We start from the raw sequence: 19,953 nt of genomic DNA, 5'->3' as shown, positions 1-19,953 counted from the left end.
CCGCCCGGACGGGGTGTTCAGCTCAGGAGCGCGGCCAGTGCGTCGGCGGTGGCGGGGTGCTCGGTCAGCAGTGCGCTCACCTCCGGTGCTGCTCCCGGTGTCGTCGTCGCCGTGGCCGGCCAGTCGGGCGCAAGGCCCAGGAGAGCGGCCACCGCGTCGCATGCGGCGGGGTGGGCGGCCAGGAGCTCTCCGGCCGGGCCGCCGTCGGGGACGGCGGCGGACGGCGCGGGGGCCTCGGGGGCCGACCAGGGCGGCACCCACGAGTCCAGCGCCGCCAAGGTGGCCGGGAACGTCCGGCCGGCCTCCCTGACCAGGACCGGGACCATCTCCGCGGCATGGTCCTTCAACGTGGTGATCAGCTTCGGCAGCCACGGCAGCAGGACCGCGTCGGGGAGCCGGGCGAACGCCTTCGACAGGACCTCCACCACCAGCGACGCCAGCGCCGGGGCGGGCTCCAGGGCCTGGACGAAGCCGCTCAGGTAGAGCGGGAACGACGGCACCACCAGCGGGTTGTCCAGCAGTTCGTCGCACCGCCGCCGCAGCTCCGACAGCGGCAGCAGGCCGAGCTGCGTCTGCGCCGCCCACAGCAGGGCGACCTTGGCGGGGGTCTCCGGATGCGACTGCTGGACGGCCAGCTCCAGCTGGGTGTGGTCGCAGCCGAGGGACAGCGCCAGGCTCTCCATCCCGAGCAGGAACCCGAGCATCGCCGCGACCTGCCGCACCCCGGTGTCGTCGTCGGTGAACGCGGTCGGCAGCAGCGTGCAGTAGTGCGCGTACCCGGCGGTGACGAACGCCTGGCACCAGGCCGGCAGTTCCGGCTCGGTCGCCTGGTAGTGGGTGAGCAGCCGCCGGATGCGGCGCAGCACCTCGGGCGCGTCGTCCACCGTGCGCTCGGCGGCCAGCAGCTCGACCGCGCGGGCTCCCAGCTCGTCGGTGAAGCGCCTGCTCCCCAGATAGAGGATGGAGTCCTCCACGGCGGCGAGGGCGCCGGCGGCGGTCGCCTGCGGCGCGTGCACGCTCTTGCGGAGCCGCTGCTCGAGCACCTGCTCGACGGTGACGCCCTCGTACCCCAGCTCGACGATCGAGCGCATGTTCCGGCCGATCGCCAGGTCCCAGCTCTCCTGGATGGAACGTTCGCCCAGGCGGCGCGAGCCCATGATGGGCTGGACGGCGCCGTGCGGCAGCAGGCGGCGCAGGATCCACAGCAGGTCCGAGCACGGCCGCAGATGCGGATCGGCGTCCAGGTCGAGCAGCGCCCGCTGGATCGTGCGCTTCTCCAGGTCGAGGCCGAGCGGCGCGAGCCGGTCGAGCACGTCGCGGGCCAGCGGCGGCAGCGCGTCGTAGCCGACCGAGCCCACCCGGTCGCCGCCGAGCAGGATCTCGCACAGCCGGGCGATGTCGCGGCGGCCCGGCACGGCGTCCTTCTCGATGCAGGTGATCGCCGCGTCCTGGAAGTCGTACGGCGTCGGCCGCCGCCGCCCGCGGATCCCGGCCAGCAGGATCGAGGTCTCGTACACCGCGATGGCGTCGGCGGTGCTGGAGGCGTAGCCGTTCTTGCGGGCCAGCCGGACGATGTCCACGCACCAGCCGAGCAGCTCCTGCTCGTCGAGGCCGTCCGAAGCGGGCGCGGCGGTCAGGAAGCCCGAGAGCCGGTCGGTCACGGGCGCGGGCGGTGCGGGCGGCTGCGCGGCCTTGGCGGGCTTGGCGGGCTTCTTCTTCACCGCCTGCGCACCGCCCAGCCGGAACGGTTTGAGGCCGCCGCGGCGCAGCGCCTTGCTCCAGGTCGCGGCGGCGATCGACACCGAACCGGGCGCCAGCCCGAACTGCGCCTCGATCGCCGAGTGGCTGGAGGGGATGAGCCCGTACTGCCAGCGCGTGGCCGTGCGCGGACTGATCTCGAACGAGCCGGTCGCCCCGTGCAGCCCGAACTCCGCGACCCGGCTGGCCGCGTGGAAGGCGCCGCACACGTACAGGCAGTCGGCGGGATCGGCGCCCGAGGACGCCAGATGCTCGCGGATCCGCGTCCACATGTAGCGCTCGCGGTCCTCGTCCACGGTGGTACGGGCCGACCCCTCCGGCCGCAGCCGCCGGAACAGGCTGCCGATCAGCACCATCACCTGCCGGTAGGTGTCGTAGTCGGCGTCGACCAGCGGCTGCTCGACGTACTGGTCCCACCACTCCGACCAGTGCCGCACCTTGCCGTGGTGGAGCAGGTGCTCCTCCAGCTCGGCGAAGCGGGGACGCAGGTCGCCGATCTCGACGCCGACCGCGTCGCCGTGCAGCGCCGTCTCCTCGTCCTCGCCCTTGCCGGCGTCGTCGTCGCCGCGCGGCTCCCACTGGAAGACGTGGTCGGTCGAGCGGTCCACCAGCACCAGCTCCACGCCGGGCGTGGTGAGCGCGTACGAGATCGCCTGGTACTCGGCGGACGCCTCGGTGATGGGCGCGATCACGCTGAGCGGCGCCCATTCCGCCGGGAAGCCGTCGATGTCGGTGGCGAACGACTGCAGGGCGACCGGCAGCGTGCAGTTGTGCAGCTCGTCCAGCAACGGCCGCAGGTCCTCGCACAGCTCCAGATAGACGACCTTCGGCCGCTTGTCGCGCAGCCGGCGGATCATCGCCGTCGCCGAGGACGGCGAGTGGTGGCACACCGGGAAGATCTCCAGCGGCTCGCGCAGCGCCCGGTCGACGTCCTCGACCAGCCCGCCCAGGATCTCCGCCACCGGCCCCGAGCCGAACCGCTCCGCCGCGCCCAGCAACTGCTCGCGCAGCTCCCCGAACGGCCCCGCGGCCACCCCGTTCAGATCGGTCACCGGTCCGCTCATGAAAGCTTCGCCAGCGCTTCGCGGCCGCCCTGCAGGAAGCCCTGCCACGGGCCCTCCTCCTTCTTGCTGCGCGGTTCGACGACGCCGTGCCAGAACTTGTTGAGGATGGCCAGGTCCTCCGGGGTGCGGCGGGCCAGCGACCCCACCAGCGAGGACGCCAGCGTCTCGGGGCGCAGCTCGCGGTCGCCGAAGAACTGGCTGTGCAGGATCGCGTCCTCCAGCACGCCGATCTGCTCGGCGGTCGACAGCGCCGACTCCAGCCTCTCGTCGTCGCTGCGGGCGGACGCGGCGGCGGCGCGCAGGTCGGCGAAGCTCTGCAGCAGCACCTCCAGCAGCGACGGCGCGACCTCCAGCTCGATCCGGTGCCGCCGCAGCAGCTCGGTGGTCCGGAACCGGACGATCTCCGACTCGGCCTTCTTGCTGGTCACCACGGGGATGCGGACGAAGTTGAAGCGTCGCTTGAGCGCCGAGGACAGGTCGTTGACGCCCCGGTCGCGGCTGTTGGCGGTGGCGATGATGGAGAAGCCGGGCTGGGCGAACACGGTGTTGTCGGTGCTCAGCTCGGGGATGGAGATGTACTTCTCGGACAGGATCGAGATCAGCGCGTCCTGCACGTCGCTGGTGGCCCGGGTCAGCTCCTCGAACCGGCCGATCACGCCCCGTTCCATCGCGGTCATGATCGGGGAGGGGATCATCGACTCCCGCGACTGCCCCTTGGCGATCACCATGGAGATGTTCCAGGAGTACTTGATGTGGTCCTCGGTGGTGCCGGCGGTGCCCTGCACGACCAGCGTCGAGTTGCGGCTGATCGCCGCCGCCAGCAGCTCGGCCAGCCAGGACTTGCCGGTGCCGGGGTCGCCGATCAGCAGCAGCCCGCGGTCGGAGGCGAGCGTGACGATGGCGCGCTCGACGAAGGTCCGGTCGCCGAACCACTTCTGCGGGATCTCCCGGTCGAGGCCGTCGGAGCGTTCGGACCCCAGGATGAACGTGCGCACCATCCGCGGGCTGAGCCGCCACGAGAACGGCTTGGGCGCGTCGTCGATCGACTCCAGGTAGTCCAGCTCGTCGGCGTACTTGACCTCGGCCGGCGCGCGCAGCATGTCGGACATTCGGGGGGACTCCTCTACAGGTCTGCGGGTCTGGGGCTAGCCCAGGAAGTTCTTGAGCTCGAACACGAGCTTGTCGATGTGGCCGGAGATGACCGGTGTGCCGAGTTCCTTGAAGCGCTGCCGGAACCAGGGCTCCACGTTCTCCTGCCCGGAGCTGTTGACCGAGCCGACCGGGATGAACTTCACCCCGGAGCCGTGCACGGCCTTGATCCCCTCCAGCAGCGGACGGGACCGGTCGAACTCGTAGAAGTCCGAGATCCACACCATGACCGTGTTGCGCGGATCGGTGATCTTCGGACGCGCCATGGCCATCGCGACCGGCCCGTCGTTGCCGCCGCCGAGATTGGTGCGCAGCAGCACCTCGAACGGGTCGTGCACCCACGGGGTGAGGTCGATCGCCCGGGTGTCGTAGGCGATCAGGTGCACGTCCACCTTGGGGAGCCCGGCGAAGATGGACGCCAGGATGGTGCAGTTGACCATCGAGTCCACCATCGACCCGGACTGGTCGACCACCACGATCATCCGGGCGGGCGTGCTGCGCCTGGCGGTGTGCTTGTAGAAGAGCCGGTCGACGTAGAGCCGTTCGTCGTCGGGGTTGTAGTTGACCAGGTTCTTCCAGATCGTGCGGTCGAGGTCGAGGTTGCGGAACACCCGCTTGGGCGGCACGCTGCGGTCGATCTTCCCGGCGCCGGCGTGCTCGACCCGGGTCCGCAGCACCTCGGCGACCTCGTCCACGTAGCGCCGGATCAGGCTCTTGGCGTTGGCGAGCGCCACGCCGGAGAGGTTGTGCTTGTCCCGCAGCAGCTGCTCGACCAGGGACATGCTCGGGGTGAGCTGCCGGGCCAGCGCCGGATCGGCCAGCACCTCGCGCAGCCGCATCCGGGAGACCAGGTCGCCCTCCAGCTCGCCCAGGATCCGCTTGAGCTCGTCCTCGTTGAGGTCGAAGCCCTGCCCGGGGCCGCCGCCCTCGCCGCGCCCCGGATCGGGCCGTCGCCGCCCGGTCGCCGGCCGCCCGTCGCTCGCGCCCTCGCCGCCGTCCGCCCGGCCGGAACCCTCGCCGTCCTGGCCCGGGCGGCCCTGCCCGGGGCCGCTCGCGCACGCGCCGAGCGCGCGGCGCAGCCACTCGGCGTCGCGCTGCCAGGCGGCCAGCCGCTGCGCCGACACGTCGCCGGAGCCGGTGTTGAACGCGTTGAGCAGCAGTTTCGACACCAGGGCCGTACGCCGCACCCGGTCGCCGTCGTCGCCGTCGGCCAGCGGGTCGGCGAACTCCGCCGCCAGCTCGGGGAACCGCTGCACGACGGTGTCGACCGTGACCCCGGGGTCGAGCAGCGCCGCGGGCAGCCCGCGTTCCTGGACCACGGCCAGGCTCGCCGCCTCCAGAGCGGGCTGCTCCTCGGCGTCGAACACCCGCCCCAGCAGCCGCCACAGCAGCACCTGCCGGCGGACGTCGTCGCTGTCGCTCATTTCCGCAGCAGCCTTCCCGCGCGTTCGGACAGGACGGCCACGGCGTCGCCGGAGCGGGCCAGGGCCTTGGAGACCTTCGGGTCGGTGGGGCCCATCGCCCAGTCGCCGTTGTGCGCCTCGACCGGCTGCTTCTTCACCAGGGCCTGCACGGCCAGCGGCTGCAGCGTCCACTGCCCGGCGTCCCAGCGGAGCAGGCCGATGCACGCCGTCGACGCCTTGACCAGTTGCGGGGTGAGCGGGCCGCTGGACGGCAGCCGGTCCAGGTCGACGGCCAGGCTCTCACCGTTCAGATCGAACGTGCCGTCGCGTCCCGCCCTGTAGCCCTCGACCAGCACCGGCTCGGCGATGCGCACCGGGTGGCGGTCCAGCGGCGCGACGGCCGGGGCCTGCGCGCCGGGAAGCCGGACGCGGGCGGTCGCGAACGGATCGGCGGGCTCGCCGGCCTCGGCGCGTTCCTCGTCCCACTGCAGGTCGCCGCCGGAGGTCAGGCTCATCTCGGTGACCTCGACGGCGCGGCGCTCGGCCAGGGCCGTCAGCAGCGTCGGATACGCCGCCAGCAGCCTCCACACCAGAGGGCCGACGATCGTGTCGACCTTGGCGGCGGCGACGGCGACGCGCACCAGCCGCACCGGCCCCTCGCCGGCGGGCTCCAGCACCGCGTGCAGTTGCACCTGAACGGCCGTCCCGTGCTCGTGGACGTCGACGCCCAGCGGCAGCAGCCGCCCGGAGACGGTCGTCGCGCCGCCCGTCCAGCTCCCCGCGTGCGACAGCAGCACCGCACGCGTCCACAGGTCGGCCCAGCGGCGCTCGGGGATCCGTTCCATCGTCGCGACCGGGCACGAGGCGCGCAGCTCGGCGGCCAGACCGTCGGCCAGCACGGCCAGGCGGCGCAGCCGCGGCTCGGGCTCGGCCCACAGCGCGTCGAGCGCCTGGTCGGCGGCCGACACCAGCGCGTCGTCGACGCCCCGCCAGCCCGCGATGGCCAGCTCCTGCAACCAGGACCGGGCGGCGGCGAGCAGGCCGGCGGGCACCGGCTCCCGCTCCGGATCGGCGGGCGGCTCCTCCCACACCGAACGGGACCGGCCGAGCGCGCCGTCGAGCCGGTCGAGCAGCGCGTCGTGCACCGCGCCGAGCAGCGCGGCACGGGCCCCGGCCACCGCCGCCAACTCCGCGACGCCGATGGAACCGGCGGCGATCTTGCCGGACGCCTCCGCCAGCGCGGCGCCGAGCGGAGAGCCGCCCACCGCGCCGGCCAGCGCCTCAAGGGCCTCGGTGTGCCGCGGACCGAGCCGGGCCAGGCCGTCGGCCAGCGCGGCGTCGAACCCCGCGACCACCTCCAGCGCCTCCCCGACGCCCGGCGGGACCTGCCCGGTCAGCTCGGCGAGCTGCAGTGCCTGCATCAGCGCACCGCCCCCAACGCCGGGAACCAGTGCATCTCGGTGAGGGGCTCCGGGCTCGCCGGAACCTCCAGATAGGTCAGGTGCCGCAGGAACCGGCTGAACACCGCGGCGGCCGGAGCCCTCTCCAGGGCGCCCTGGAGCAGGGAACGCAGGTCGTCCCCCTCCTTGGCCTCGACCTTCAGGTAGCGCGCGACGCGTGCCAGGCCGTACTGCTTGACCGCCTCATCGATCAGCGCGTCGAGGTGCTTGCAGCGGTAGCCGCCTCCCACCCCGCCGCACGGCCGGTTGTTGTTGGTGCTGCAACTGAAGTCGTGCGTCTCGGCCGCGATCGACGAGACGTACACCCGGGCGATGTCCGAACCGCTCGACACCACCCCCTGCAGCCGCCCCTCCGCCAATTCGACGAACGGCACCTTGGCCAGTTTGCGCGGCTGAACGGGCGGCACCACGCGCACCGCGCTCCGTTCCTCCCACCCGGCCTCGCCGGAATCCATGCCTTCGACCTCCACCCTCGCGGCCCGTCGGATGCCGACAGTTGTACTGCCCTCCACCGACAAAACCCCGCGAGTCCGGACCAGGAGGTGCCGACCGCCCTGACCCACCTCGAAACGCGACGGCGGGAAACCCGGCCGAAGGCACCGAGAAACCGCTTTGACCAGGCCCGATGTCCAGATCGCGACATCGCCGCCCGCTGCCTGTCATCTCCTTTGGACCAGCAGGGTTCCGGGGGAGAGGGCGTCGAGGAAGTCGGCTGCGTCGAACGCCTCGCCGGGGGCGGCCACGCCGGTGCGGCCCGACCGGCCGTCCAGGAGCCGGGTGACGGCCTCGCAGACCAGTGGGGCCGTCACCGCGTAGATGTCGCGTCCCGCGGCCGACATCCGGCGCAGGCTCGTGCCCTTGCGGACGGCGACGTCGACCACGAACCGCTGGGAGGAACGGCCGGACTCGTCGGCCGCCTCCGACGGAGGCGTGCCGGGATCGCGGATGTCCCGCATGGGGGCGAGGTTGATGTAGGAGTGGATCTCGGCCGCCCGCAGATGCCGGGCCATCGTGATGATCTCGGAGAACGGGACGCCGACGACGTCCTGGGTGCCGAACTCGCCCGGGAACTCCCAGGAGCGCTCCGGCGGCGGGTCGGGGAGCGGCGCCAGCCGGCCACCGGTCACGACGAGACGCCGCGCCGTGTTGCGCCGGCCGGTCGTGCGGGTTCCCTCCGTCGGCCACCATCGGTCGAGGCCGAAGGCCACGGAGATCTCGTCCGCAGAGGCCCAGTCGCCCAGGGCGGCCGTGGCGAGCAGGTCGGCCAGCCCCCCGTAGAACGCCATCGCCGGCACGACCGCGACGCCGGCGGCCCGGGCGCTGTCGGCGTGTTCGTCGTACGTGGCCCGGACCGCGGGCTGCTCGGCGGTGACGTCGAGGTAGTGGGCGCCTGCGCGGACGGCCGCGGCCGCCACCTCACGCGCGGTGTCGAGGAAGGGACCGGCGCAGTTGATCACCGCCGCCACGCCGGTCATGGCGTTCTGCAGTGATGCCGTGTCCTCGACGGCGGCGGCCCGCGTCTCGAGGCCGGGATGGGCGGCGCCGAGCGCGGCGAGCCGCGCGGGGTCGCGACCGGACAGGAGGGGCTCGTGGCCGCGCCGGAGCAGTTCGGCGATGACGAACCGCCCGGTGTGACCGTACGCGCCGTAGACGAGCACCCGGCCCGGTGTGCGGGTGCCTTGCTGACCGTGATCCATGCCGATGATCCTCGTCGGCCCGCCGTCCTGGTCGCCACCGTCCGATCCGACGCGACCCGTACAGTTTCCGACATGCACCGGATCGCGTTCGCCGTCCATGAGCACACCATGCTGTTCGAGGCGGCCATCGCCGCGGAGGTCTTCGGCGTCGACCGCTCCGACCTCTCGCCGACCGGGGACTGGTACGACCTGACCGTGGCCACTCCGGACGGCTCCCCGCCCGGCTGGCTGCCGCAGGCGGCGGCGCACGGATACGAGGTCCTGCCCGACATGGACACCGTGATCGTTCCCGCCACCGCCGACCCCGCCGCGCCGTCCAGTCCCGCGCTGCTGACCGCGCTGGTCAGGGCGTACGAGGCGGGCGTCCGGATCGCCTCGCTCTGCACGGGGGCGTTCCTGCTGGCGGACGCGGGGCTGCTGGACGGCCGCAGCGCGACGACGCACTGGATGCACGCCGGGGAGTTCGCCGGCCGCCACCCCCGGGTCGACGTCCGCGCGGACGTCCTCTACGTCGACGAGGGGCGGGTGCTCACGTCGGCGGGCAAGACGGCCGCGCTCGACCTGTGCCTGCACATGGTGCGCACCGACTACGGCGCGGCGGCCGCCAACGAACTCGCCCGCCGGCTGGTGGCACCGGCGCACCGGCCCGGCGGTCAGGCCCAGTTCATCGCGGCGCCGAACGCCTCCGTCAGCCCCGACGGCCTGGAGGCGGCGCTGGAGTGGGCGCGGGCCCGGCTCGACCAGCCCCTCACGGTCGAGGAACTCGCCCGGAAAGCGGGACTGAGCAGCCGCCACCTCGCCCGCCGCATGCGCGATGCCACCGGCCTCTCCCCGCTCGGCTGGCTCCAGCGGCAACGCCTCGCCCTGGCCCAGGAACTCCTCGAACGCACCGACGCGACGGTCGAGCAGATCGCCTCCCGCTGCGGCATGGGCACCGCCACCACCCTCCGCCGCCACTTCCAGCGAGTCCTCGGCGTCAGCCCCACCGCCTACCGCAACACGTTCCACCGATGACGGATGACCTGTCTCCCCGCAGAAACGACCGGATCGTTCCGGAGCCTCCACGGCCGTGGGGTGGAGGTGCTCATACGGGCGAGCCGGTCCTCGAAGACTCCCGGGTGCCGAGGCCGGACGGGCGTGCGATCGGTGAGGCGGTCAGGCGGACGGGCCGGATCCGGGCGCGGTGGCCGCGGGTTCCTTCAGCCGGGCGGCGACGCGTTCGGGGGTGGGCCAGCGCACGTCGTGGACCCAGCCGAGTCCCTCCAGCAGCCGGATGAACGCGGCGGAGGGGTCGATCTGGCCGGGAAGCATGCCGTGGCGGGCGCTGGTGGGATCGGCGTGATGGCCGTTGTGCCAGCTCTCGCCGAACGACAGGACGGCCAGCGGCCAGAAGTTGGCGGCCCGGTCGTGCGCGCGGGTGGTCAGCGGCCGGTCGCCGAAGACGTGGCAGATCGAGTTGATCGACCAGGTGACGTGGTGCAGCAGCGCGATCCGGACGAGGGTGCCCCAGAAGAACGCGGTCAGCGCCCCCTGCCAGGTCCCGGTGACCAGCAGGCCGGCGGCCGGAGGCGCGAGCAGCGAGACGGCGGCCAGCAGCGGGAAGAGCCGGTCGACGCGGCGGACGGCGGGGTCGGCGAGCAGGTCCTTGGCGAATCTCCGCCGGTTGGTGAAGTCGCGGTTGAACATCCAGCCGACATGCGCGAACAGCAGCCCCTTGGCCAGTCCGCGGACGGTGTGCCCGTACCGCCAGGGCGAGTGCGGGTCGCCGTCGCGGTCGGCGAAGGCGTGGTGGCGGCGGTGGTCGGCCACCCAGCCGATCACCGGCCCCTCGATCGCGAGGGATCCGGCCACCGCCAGGGCGATCCGCAGCCATCGGCCCCTGGTCTTGAACGAGCCGTGGGTGAGGTAGCGGTGGAAACCGACCGTGACGCCGATCCCGCTGATCACGTAGGCGGTGCCGGTGATGGCCACGTCGGTCCAGGTCAGCCCCCATCCCCAGGCCACCGGCACGGCCGCCGCCAGCGCCGCGAACGGCACCAGCACGAACACCCACATCGCCACGGTGGCCGGCATCGACTTGCGCCCCTGAACCAGCGGCGCGGCCGGCCGTGCGCCATCGGTCGTTCGGGGTGGACTCTGAGCAGTCATATGGATCATGCATTCCTTTTGACGAGAGAGTTCGGCGACCTCGGACGTACCCGAGGTCGGCGCCCTCATCCACGCCGGCCTCCGATGATCACCGCCCGGGCGCGCCGAGAGGAAAAGAGGGAACGGGCGCAGACGGCGGTCTGGTGAAAATGTCGGACGGCGGCCTTGGGCCACCGCCGGGGGCGGTTCCCCCGCCATTGCCCGCTGCGCGGAAATCGCCATGGTCGCGGAGTCCTGCTCACGCCGATTCCGGTGCCGCCCGGCCGACCTGCGGCCTGAGGAGATCCTGGCGATCTGCGAGATCTCCATCGCGCCGACCACGGCAGGCGGACGACCCGCCGCCGCACCATGACGAAAGGACGACGCTCCGGCCGGCTCCACAACGGCCGCAGGGTCGCCGCCCGGCCCCGCCGCCACGATCGCCGCGCTGCAGGGAGACCTCGACGTCACCACCGCTACCGCCACCGCGCTGCGGAAAGAAGGGAACACCTCCGCCCCCGGGACCGGGCCCCGAAACCCGGGACCGCACGCCCGGTGACCGATCCCGCTCCCTGGGAAGACCGCCGAAAATTCCGGAGACCATTGCTGATGATTGTTTCGGATATTTCAGTTCGTTGGGAGTTCGTGAGGTAGGATGCGAATATCCGGCAACGACGACATCCTCGTCCTGAGGCTGATCCGCCATACCGGCTCACCCCGACGAGGGGGATGTCCATGCCGATCTTGAATCACGGCTACGGACCCGCCCACTGGGTGGCACGGCCCGCGGCCGTTCCGGTCTCGCAGGCGTCCTGGCGGAAGCAGGTCTGGCCCACCGCGATCGTGCCGACCGCGGTGATCGTGTTCGCCGTGTTCCTCATGCAGGCCACGCCGCCGCTGGCGGCGGTCATGGCGCTGGCCGCCCTGGTGGCCGGGATCGCCTGGATCAGCCGGCTCCGCATTCTGGTCATGAGGCTGCGGCACTGACCGATTCCACCATCCATCCCGGGCCGCCCGACCGGCGGACCGGGGAAGGGGGCCACGGCCATGTGGACCACCGCTGAACGCGCAACCACGATCTCTCTGTCACCGCCCTCGGAGCCCCGGCTGTCGCTGCGTCCGCCTCGTCCCGTCGGGGCGGTCCCGACCATGCTGGACGGCGGCTGGTGGCCCCGCTCGGCCGATCCGGTCGCGGAACTGCCCGGGCTGATCCTGGCCCTGCAGGCCCACGACCCCGCAGGCGCCCGCAGTCCCGTCACCCGCGTCCTGCTCGCGGTGGCCGACTGGAGCGACCGGCCCCGCCGGTTGCGCATCGACGGCCCGGCCGAGTCCCAGGTGGTGCGCCTCGGCTGGTTCGACACCCTGCCCGCCGGCCTGCTCACCGCGATCCGCGCCGACGGCCACCGCACCGACCTGCTCACCGTCCCGGCCTCCGCCGGCCGCGCGGCGGCCTGGGCGGCCATGGAGGCCGCCGCCGACCCCGGCAACCGCATCGACACCCCCGGCCTGCTGGCCACGCTCGGCACACCGCCCGGCCCGGCGCGGCAGGCCGAAACCGAAGCGCCCCAGAACGCCCGGGAATCCGAGGGTGGTCGCCTGTGAGGACATCCGGCGGTGTCGTGAACGGAATGCACGCCCCAGGACCGGGAGGTCAAGGAGAACTAGGCCATACGGTGGGCGCCGTGATCGCCGCCGGCGTCGACCCCCGTCGAGGTCACCGGCTGGATCAGCGCCACCGAACAGGAACGCGCCCGCCCGGAGGCCCAACTCCCCGCCGGTCCCCGCAGCCGGGGCGTCTCATGCGACGGCATCACCGAGATGGCCGACCGGGTGGGGAACCTGGCCCGGATGGTCGCCACTGCCGACCCCGCGGACAAGGCCGACCCGTGCAGGCAGCTCGGCCTGCGGCCGACCTGCTTCCCCCAGAAACGACTTGTGGAGGCCCGGGTGATCCCGGAGCCTCCACATGTGCGAATGGTGCGTGTCCGAGGGGGGACTTGAACCCCCATGCCCCGTGAAGGGCACTAGCACCTCAAGCTAGCGCGTCTGCCTATTCCGCCACCCGGACCTGTGCGTGCTGCAGTGCGCAGCGGCGTGCCAACGATACCAAAGGTCCGGAGTCGCGGCGAAGTCGATCGAGCGGGCACGATGGGCTGGGTAGGGGTACGGCGGCGAAGGTGGGAGCGCGGTGGCTGACGGGCTTGGTGCGCAGGATGAGGTCGTGCGGCTCTGCCAGGAGCTGATCCGGATCGACACCAGCAACCCGGGGGACCACTCGGGGCCGGGGGAGCGGGTCGCGGCCGAGTACGTGGCGGAGAAGCTGGACGAGGTGGGGCTGGAGCCCGTCCTGCTGGAGTCGCATCCGGGACGGGCCAGCGTGGTGGCGCGGATCGAGGGGACCGATCCGTCGCGGGACGCGCTGCTGCTGCACGGGCATCTGGACGTGGTGCCGGCGCGGGCCGAGGACTGGACGCGGGACCCGTTCGGCGGGGAGATCGCCGACGGGTGCGTGTGGGGGCGCGGCGCCGTCGACATGAAGGACATGGACGCCATGATCCTGGCGGTCGTCCGGGAACGGCTGCGGCAGGGGCGGCGGCCGCCGCGGGACGTGGTGGTGGCGTTCCTGGCCGACGAGGAGGCCGGCGGCAGGTGGGGCGCCCAGTGGCTGGTGGACGAGCATCCGGAGCTGTTCGAGGGGTGCACCGAGGCGATCGGGGAGGTCGGCGGGTTCAGCCTGACCGTGCCGGGCGACCGGCGGATGTACCTGATCGAGGCCGCGGAGAAGGGCATCGCCTGGATGCACCTGAGCGCCCGCGGGACCGCCGGGCACGGGTCGATGGTGCATCCGGACAACGCGGTGACCGCGGTGGCGGCGGCGGTGGCGCGGCTGGGGGCGCACGAGTTCCCGATCCGGCTGACCAAGACGGTGCGGGCGTTCCTGGAACGGGCCTGCCTGGCGTACGGGGTGGAGTTCGACCCCGACCACCCGGAGCGGTGCCTCGAGGAGATCGGGCCGCTGGCCCGGATGATCGGGGCGACGCTGCGCAACACCCTCAACCCGACCAGGCTGGACGCCGGATACAAGGTGAACGTCATCCCCCAGGAGGCCAGCGCGCAGGTCGACGGGCGGTTCCTGCCGGGGCACGAGGAGGAGTTCTTCGCCACCGTGGACGAGCTGCTCGGGCCGGACGTGACCCGGGAGTTCGTGTACCACGACCGCGCCATCGAGACCGAGTACGAGGGGGCTCTGGTGGCGGCCATGGAGGAGGCCCTGACGTCCGAGGACCCGGGGGCGCTGCCGGTGCCGTACTGCCTGTCGGGCGGGACGGACGCCAAGGCGTTCGCCCGGCTGGGGATGCGCTGTTTCGGGTTCGCGCCGTTGCGGCTGCCGCCGGAGCTGGACTTTTCCGGAATGTTCCACGGGGTGGACGAAAGGGTTCCGGTGGACGGGCTGCGTTTCGGCGTCCGGGTGCTGGACCGGTTCCTGGACCGCGCTTAACGAATTGCGCAAAAACCTGGGATCCGAGCGGTCCGTGGTGCTACGGTCACCTTGCGTCGAGAACGGGTCATCCCGTTCCATACCGGGGTGAGCACGCCGAGGAGGGCTCTGTGGCGCACGGCCTGGCATCAGCACGGACGGTCGCCGTCCGGTCGCTGCGCGCTCTGGCCGCGAGCCGCCGCCTGCACCGGCTGCTGGTCCTCGGCGGGCTGCTGATCGTCGGCTGGCTGCTCGGCGGCCTGTCCGGCACCGCCCACGCCGAGACCGCGCCCCGCCCGGCGGGCGTCGCGTCCCCGCAGGGCGTCGCGTCCCCGCAAGGCGTCGAGTGCGGGCAGGACAGGGCCGTCATGGCGGGCCTGCTGTCCGCCGTTCCGCTCCAGGGACCGATCGACCTGCGGATTCCCGGGCGCGCACCCGACCGGGACCTGTCCCTGCCGGACGACCCGGACGACCGGGACGCCGGGATCCTGCCCGTGCCGGCGGCTCCGCCGGCGCTCCCCGAGGCGGTGCCGCCCGAGCCCGAGCCGCCCGCCGCCGCCGCGCCGCCCGCCGCCGCGTCCACATCCGAACGCGCGGCCGAGAAGACCCGTGACGACGCCGCGACCCACCGTCCGGCCCCGTCCGCCGACCCCGAGGAACCCCGCCTGGAACGGCCGCACCAGCCTCCGGCGCAGGCCGGCGCGCCGTCGCAGCCACCGCCGTCCCAGCCGGACCTGCCGGCGCCCGCATCCGGGGCGTCGTCGGGCGGTGCGCAGAGCGGTGTCCTGGGCGGATACCTGCATCAGGGGCCGTACGTGGACGGTCCCGGAGCGGTGCCGTGGCCGCTCCCCGGCGTGGACGTCACCCCGGTGCGCACGGCCGCCGACGAGCCGTCCGTCGCGCCCGACTGATCCCTGACTTCGGCCTCCGCCCTCCTCGCGGGCGGAGCCGGAACGCGCCCTGCCGAATTGCCGGCGACGGCGCGTGAACCATCCCCTCGGAATCGTCCGTCAGCGGACCTCGCACGCCATTTCCCATGGCCGGCGTCCGCTCGATCGAGCATGCCCTGACGAATGGTGCCCGATCACTTTCCGAGGGATTTCCCCCGATGAATCCCCCTCCTCGTGAATTGGAGCAACCCCATGCGAAAGTGGGCCAAGAACGGCGCCCGCGCCGTCCTGCTCACCGCGGGCTTCGCGGCCCTCGGCGTCGGCCTCGCCTTCCCCGACTCGGCGGGCGCCGACGGCCTCCCCGGCGACCTCGTCTCCCTCACCGAGGGCGTCGGCCTGCCGGCGCACCTCCCGGTCCACCTCGACTTCACCGCTCCCATCGACGGCATGCCGTCGGAGCTGTCGCAGGCGCGCCTGGTGTCGCACCTTCCCCGGGCCCTGCAGCCCCCGGCGAACGTCCAGCCGCCCCACATCCCCGCCGACCCGATGCCCGCGAACCCGGAGGTGTCGCCGCCCGACGTCCCGGACCTCCCGCTGAACGTCCCGGAGACGACCCCGGCCCTGACCGCCGCCGTCCAGGACCCCCAGCCCTCCGCCGTGCCGGACGTGTCGCAGAGCGTCGCCCGCCTCCAGGACCGCGCCCTGGACCCCCACATCCCCCACACGCCGGTGGAGGTTCCCGACATCCCCTCGTCACCCCAGGCGCCCGATGCGGTGGAGGACCCGTCCCTGCCGCAGGACGGCACCACCCCGGCGCTGCCCGAACTCCCGGACGTCGAGCTGGAGATGCCCGAGATCCGGGTCGACGCCGACGTGGCGGAGGCGGCCGGTCACGTGTCCGATGCCCTGCCGGAGATCACGCCGCCGACCAGGGAGGCCGCGAGGGAGGCCACGGCCGCCCTCACCCCGGTCGCGCCCCCGCAGCCGGAACTCCCGGACGTCGAAGGACCGGACGTGCCGCAGCTCCCCGGCATCAGCGACCTGGTCCCGGACGGCGTCCCCGACGTTCCGCCGGTGCTCCCGGAGGCGACCCGGACCCGGGTGGGATCGCTCACGCCCGCCAAGAAGGCCGAGAACGTGGTGGCCATCCCGATGGGGATGCTGTCGCCGCAGCTCCGCGGCGTCGGCGGTCATGCGCGCGGCCTGGTCCGGGACGGCGCTCACGGCGTTCCGCCGCAGACGCCCGGAGTGTCGCTGGTGCCGGCGGGGACGGCCGAGACGGTGGTGGCGATTCCCGTGGCGGTGATGTCCCCGCGGCCGGGACGGCTGGCGGACGTCGACGGGCTTGTGGGAGAGGCGTCCGCGCTCTACCGGATGGTCCCGGAGACGCCGGTCGAGATTCCCGCGCCGGTCCGCGGACAGGGGACGGGGCCGTTCGGCGAGGAGGGCCCCGAGATGACGTTGCCCGCGGGATCGCCGCTCACGGCGGCCGGGGTGGTCGGGCCGCCGGCGAGGTGGCTCCACCTGTGAGGCCCGTGAGCCGGTAGCGGGAGGCCGCTCTGCCCGTCCCGGGGGCGCGGACCGGGGCGGGCAGGGCATTCCGGTCGAGCCGGATCGTCGAAGGGAGACAGGCCGGTACGAACCGTCCGATCGTGCGGGCGCGCCGTCACAGGGTGCGGACCTGGCGGATGATCTTTCGGCGGAGCTGGATACGGCGGCTGCCGTCGGGGTAGAGGCGGAGTCGGTACAGCTCCCACCCGCCGTATTCGGCGTGCTCGGTCATCAGCTGCCGGGCGGCGTCGCGGGTGGTGCCGCGTGGCAGCCGCAGGACGAGGTAGGTGTACTCCGCCATTACTTTCCATTATGACCGGGTGAACGCCCGGTGGGGAGGGCCCGCCCGAGGGTTCCGCCGATCCCGGCCGCGCCCGGTCTGCAGCGCCGGTTGCGACGTGTCATCCTGTCTGGGGTTCGCGGCGCAGGGAACTCGCGGGGACGCCGAGCCGATGGAAAGGTTGCGGCGCCTTCTACGTTGTTCCTCCTCGGGACGGCGGGCGCCTCGAGGGGACGTCCGGCCGCCACGGGGGAACATCCGGAACGTCCTCGTACACGACGGACGAAGACAGTGAGGTTGGAGCGATCGTGCCAGCCAAGAACGGCACAGCACAGCGTGGCCGGGGCCGGGCCACGGGGTCCGGCGGCACCGGCACGCGCCTGGTGATCGTCGAGTCGCCCGCCAAGGCGAAGACGATCGCCGGATATCTGGGCAGCGGGTACGTGGTGGAGTCCAGCATCGGCCACATCCGCGACATCCCACGGCCCGCCGACATGCCCGAGGAGGCCAAGAGCCAGCCGTGGGCCAAGCTCGGCGTGAACGTCGACCGCGACTTCGAGCCCTACTACGCCGTCACCCCCGACAAGAGGGCCCAGGTCGCCAAGCTCCGCAAGGCGCTCAAGGAGGCCGACGAGCTCTACCTCGCCACCGACGAGGACCGGGAGGGCGAGGCCATCGCCTGGCACCTGCGCGAGGTGCTCAAGCCCCGGGTCCCGGTGCACCGGATGGTGTTCAACGAGATCACCCCGGAGGCGATCCGCAACGCCGCCGCCAACCCCCGCGACCTGGACCTCAAGCTGGTCGACGCGCAGGAGACCCGGCGCATCCTGGACCGGCTGTACGGGTTCGAGGTCAGCCCGGTGCTGTGGCGCAAGATCATGCAGGGCCTGTCGGCCGGCCGGGTGCAGTCCGTCGCGACCCGGCTGGTCGTCGAGCGGGAACGGGAGCGGATCGCGTTCGTCCCCGCGCACTACTGGGACATCGAGGCCGACTTCGCCACCCAGGCCGCCGCCGACGACGGGCCGCGGACGTTCACCGCGCACCTGGTCGGGGTGGACGGCCGGCGGGTCGCGCAGGGCCGCGACTTCTCCGCGCGGGGCGAGCTGAAGTCCGCCGCCCTGCTGCACCTGGACGAGGAGGCGGCGCGCGGGCTGGCGCAGCGGCTGGGCGGACGGCCGTTCGCGGTCAGGTCCGTCGAGCGCAAGCCCTACACCCGCAAGCCGTACCCGCCGTTCCGCACCACCACCCTGCAGCAGGAGGCCAGCCGCAAGCTGGGCTTCTCCGCCAAGTACACGATGCAGGTGGCGCAGCGGCTGTACGAGAACGGCTTCATCACCTACATGCGGACCGACAGCACCAACCTGTCGGAGACCGCCATCGCCGCAGCCCGCGCCCAGGCCACCGCCCTGTACGGGGCGCAGTACGTGGCCGACAGGCCGCGCACCTACGCCAAGAAGGTCAAGAACGCCCAGGAGGCGCACGAGGCGATCCGCCCCGCCGGGGAGACCTTCCGCACCCCGGCCGAGACCGGGCTGACCGGCGACCAGTTCCGGCTGTACGAGCTGATCTGGAAGCGGACCATCGCCTCCCAGATGAAGGACGCCACCGGCCAGTCGGTGTCGGTGCGGGTGGTCGGCATGTCCACCGCCGGCGAGGAGGCCGAGTTCGCCGCCACCGGCAAGACGATCACCTTCTACGGCTTCCTCAAGGCGTACGTCGAGGGCGCCGACGACCCCGAGTCCGACGCCGACGACAGCGAGCGGCGGCTGCCGGCCCTGTCCGAGGACGACCCGCTGACCGCCGACCGGCTGGAGGCGCAGGGCCACAGCACCCGCCCGCCGGCCCGCTACACCGAGGCCACCCTGGTCAAGGAGCTGGAGGACCGGGAGATCGGCCGGCCCTCCACCTACGCCTCGATCATGGGCACGATCCTGGACCGCGGATACGTGTTCAAGAAGGGCACGGCGCTGGTCCCGTCGTTCCTGGCGTTCGCGGTGATCAACCTGCTGGAGAAGCACTTCGGGCATCTGGTCGACTACGACTTCACCGCCAAGATGGAGGACAGCCTCGACCTGATCGCCCGCGGCGAGGCCGAGCGGGTGCCGTGGCTGCGCCGGTTCTACTTCGGCGACGGCAACGGCGACGGCGAGGTCGGGCTCAAGGACCTGGTCACCGATCTCGGCGAGATCGACGCCATCGGGGTCAGCTCGTTCCCGATCAAGGGCAGCGACATCGTGGCGCGGGTCGGCCGGTACGGCCCGTACCTGATCCGCACCCGGCCGGACGGCACCGAGGAACGCGTCAACATCCCCGAGGACCTGGCCCCCGACGAGCTGACCGCCGAGAAGGCCGAGGAGCTGTTCGCGCAGCCCAGCGGCGACCGGGAGCTGGGCCGCGACCCGGACACCGGGCACGTGATCGTGGCCAGGTCCGGCCGGTTCGGGCCGTACGTGACCGAGATCCTGCCGGAGGAGCTGACCACCACCGCGTCCGGGCGCCGCAAGAAGGACGCCCCCAAGCCGCGCACCGCGTCGCTGCTGAAGGGGATGAGCCTGGACACCGTCACCCTGGACGACGCGCTCAAGCTGCTGTCGCTGCCGCGGGTGCTCGGCGAGCTGGACGGCGAGCAGGTCACCGTGCAGAACGGCCGGTTCGGCCCGTACGTCAAGAAGGGTTCCGACAGCCGGTCGCTGGCGTCGGAGGAGGAGCTGTTCACCGTCACCCTGGAGCAGGCCAAGGCGCTGTTCGCGCAGCCCAAGCAGCGCGGGCGGGGCCGGGCCGCGGCGGCGGCGCCGCTGCGCGAGCTGGGCGAGGACCCGGCCAGCGGCAGGCCGGTGGTGGTGAAGGAGGGCCGGTTCGGCCCGTACGTCACCGACGGGGAGACCAACGCCAGCCTGCGCAAGGGCGACGACGTCGAGTCGATCACCATCCAGCGGGCGGCGGAGCTGCTGGCCGAACGGCGGGAGAAGGTCGCCGCGGGCGGCGGCAAGAAGGCCCCCGCGCGGCGCGCCCCGGCCAAGAAGAAGGCGTCCACCGGCGGCAAGTCGGCCGGCAAGTCCTCGGGCAAGAAGTCGTCGGCCAAGACCGGTACCTGAC

General features: G+C 72.8%; 15 protein-coding genes and 1 tRNA gene. 7 read left to right on the top strand and 9 right to left on the bottom strand.

Translation table 11 applies throughout. From position 1 onward, the window contains the following. Window positions 1–17: 17 nt before the first annotated feature. The 6 genes from HNR21_RS02140 to HNR21_RS02115 all read right to left on the bottom strand — a co-directional run bounded on the left by HNR21_RS02140 (window position 18) and on the right by HNR21_RS02115 (window position 8,531). Window positions 18–2,822 (bottom strand): DUF5682 family protein, encoded by a 2,805-nt coding sequence (locus tag HNR21_RS02140; RefSeq protein WP_182703808.1) that lies wholly within the window; start codon window positions 2,820–2,822, stop codon window positions 18–20. After that, entirely contained in the window at window positions 2,819–3,931 is a 1,113-nt protein-coding gene (locus HNR21_RS02135) for an ATP-binding protein (protein WP_182703807.1), read from the bottom strand. The genes HNR21_RS02140 and HNR21_RS02135 overlap by 4 nt, the downstream gene beginning before the upstream one ends. Before the next feature lie 36 nt (window positions 3,932–3,967). Next, window positions 3,968–5,395, bottom strand: coding sequence for a VWA domain-containing protein (locus HNR21_RS02130; RefSeq protein WP_182703806.1), 1,428 nt, complete (start codon window positions 5,393–5,395; stop codon window positions 3,968–3,970). Continuing rightward, window positions 5,392–6,795, bottom strand: a complete 1,404-nt coding sequence (locus HNR21_RS02125; RefSeq protein ID WP_182703805.1) for a hypothetical protein — start codon at window positions 6,793–6,795, stop codon at window positions 5,392–5,394. Before HNR21_RS02125 ends, HNR21_RS02130 begins: the two co-directional genes overlap by 4 nt. Continuing rightward, window positions 6,795–7,289 carry a hypothetical protein gene (locus HNR21_RS02120; protein WP_182703804.1) on the bottom strand — a complete coding sequence of 165 codons (495 nt, stop codon included), beginning with the start codon at window positions 7,287–7,289 and terminating at the stop codon, window positions 6,795–6,797. The genes HNR21_RS02125 and HNR21_RS02120 overlap by 1 nt, the downstream gene beginning before the upstream one ends. A gap of 204 nt (window positions 7,290–7,493) precedes the next feature. After that, complete coding sequence (locus tag HNR21_RS02115) at window positions 7,494–8,531, bottom strand: saccharopine dehydrogenase family protein (RefSeq protein ID WP_182703803.1); 1,038 nt, start codon at window positions 8,529–8,531, stop codon at window positions 7,494–7,496. Window positions 8,532–8,603: 72 nt separating this feature from the next. On the opposite strand from HNR21_RS02115, the gene HNR21_RS02110 reads away from it, so the two are divergent. Continuing rightward, window positions 8,604–9,545 (top strand): GlxA family transcriptional regulator, encoded by a 942-nt coding sequence (locus HNR21_RS02110; protein ID WP_182703802.1) that lies wholly within the window; start codon window positions 8,604–8,606, stop codon window positions 9,543–9,545. Between the two features lie 141 nt (window positions 9,546–9,686). Here HNR21_RS02110 and HNR21_RS02105 read toward each other — a convergent pair whose 3' ends face one another. Continuing rightward, a complete protein-coding gene (locus tag HNR21_RS02105; RefSeq protein WP_182703801.1) occupies window positions 9,687–10,679 on the bottom strand; it encodes an acyl-CoA desaturase in 993 nt (330 codons plus the stop codon). Window positions 10,680–11,393: 714 nt separating this feature from the next. On the opposite strand from HNR21_RS02105, the gene HNR21_RS02100 reads away from it, so the two are divergent. Next, window positions 11,394–11,645 carry a hypothetical protein gene (locus HNR21_RS02100; RefSeq protein ID WP_182703800.1) on the top strand — a complete coding sequence of 84 codons (252 nt, stop codon included), beginning with the start codon at window positions 11,394–11,396 and terminating at the stop codon, window positions 11,643–11,645. A 60-nt stretch (window positions 11,646–11,705) separates the two neighbouring features. Beyond that, window positions 11,706–12,260 (top strand): DUF5994 family protein, encoded by a 555-nt coding sequence (locus HNR21_RS02095; protein ID WP_182703799.1) that lies wholly within the window; start codon window positions 11,706–11,708, stop codon window positions 12,258–12,260. A gap of 380 nt (window positions 12,261–12,640) precedes the next feature. On the opposite strand, the gene HNR21_RS02090 is transcribed toward HNR21_RS02095, so the two are convergent. Next, a tRNA-Leu gene (locus HNR21_RS02090) sits at window positions 12,641–12,726 on the bottom strand. 120 nt (window positions 12,727–12,846) lie between these two features. Here HNR21_RS02090 and HNR21_RS02085 point away from each other — a divergent pair. The 3 genes from HNR21_RS02085 to HNR21_RS02075 all read left to right on the top strand — a co-directional run bounded on the left by HNR21_RS02085 (window position 12,847) and on the right by HNR21_RS02075 (window position 16,556). Next, window positions 12,847–14,157: a M20/M25/M40 family metallo-hydrolase gene (locus HNR21_RS02085; protein WP_182703798.1), complete on the top strand. Its 1,311-nt coding sequence runs from the start codon at window positions 12,847–12,849 to the stop codon at window positions 14,155–14,157. A 110-nt stretch (window positions 14,158–14,267) separates the two neighbouring features. Continuing rightward, entirely contained in the window at window positions 14,268–15,047 is a 780-nt protein-coding gene (locus HNR21_RS02080) for a hypothetical protein (RefSeq protein WP_182703797.1), read from the top strand. 231 nt (window positions 15,048–15,278) lie between these two features. Further along, on the top strand, window positions 15,279–16,556 hold the full coding sequence (locus HNR21_RS02075) for a hypothetical protein (protein ID WP_182703796.1): 1,278 nt from the start codon (window positions 15,279–15,281) through the stop codon (window positions 16,554–16,556). Window positions 16,557–16,692: 136 nt separating this feature from the next. Here the strand turns inward: HNR21_RS02075 and HNR21_RS02070 are convergent, their stop codons facing one another. Next, window positions 16,693–16,878 (bottom strand): DUF5703 family protein, encoded by a 186-nt coding sequence (locus tag HNR21_RS02070; RefSeq protein WP_119728175.1) that lies wholly within the window; start codon window positions 16,876–16,878, stop codon window positions 16,693–16,695. A gap of 287 nt (window positions 16,879–17,165) precedes the next feature. Here HNR21_RS02070 and topA point away from each other — a divergent pair, with 287 nt between their 5' ends. Further along, window positions 17,166–19,952 carry a type I DNA topoisomerase gene (gene topA, locus HNR21_RS02065; RefSeq protein WP_182703795.1) on the top strand — a complete coding sequence of 929 codons (2,787 nt, stop codon included), beginning with the start codon at window positions 17,166–17,168 and terminating at the stop codon, window positions 19,950–19,952. Window position 19,953 lies beyond the last annotated feature (1 nt).

The sequence above is a fragment of the Thermomonospora cellulosilytica genome, from assembly GCF_014138835.1.
Lineage (GTDB): Bacteria > Actinomycetota > Actinomycetes > Streptosporangiales > Streptosporangiaceae > Thermomonospora > Thermomonospora amylolytica.
Note: the sequence above shows the minus strand (reverse complement) of the source record. Positions and strands in the feature narration are given on the sequence as shown.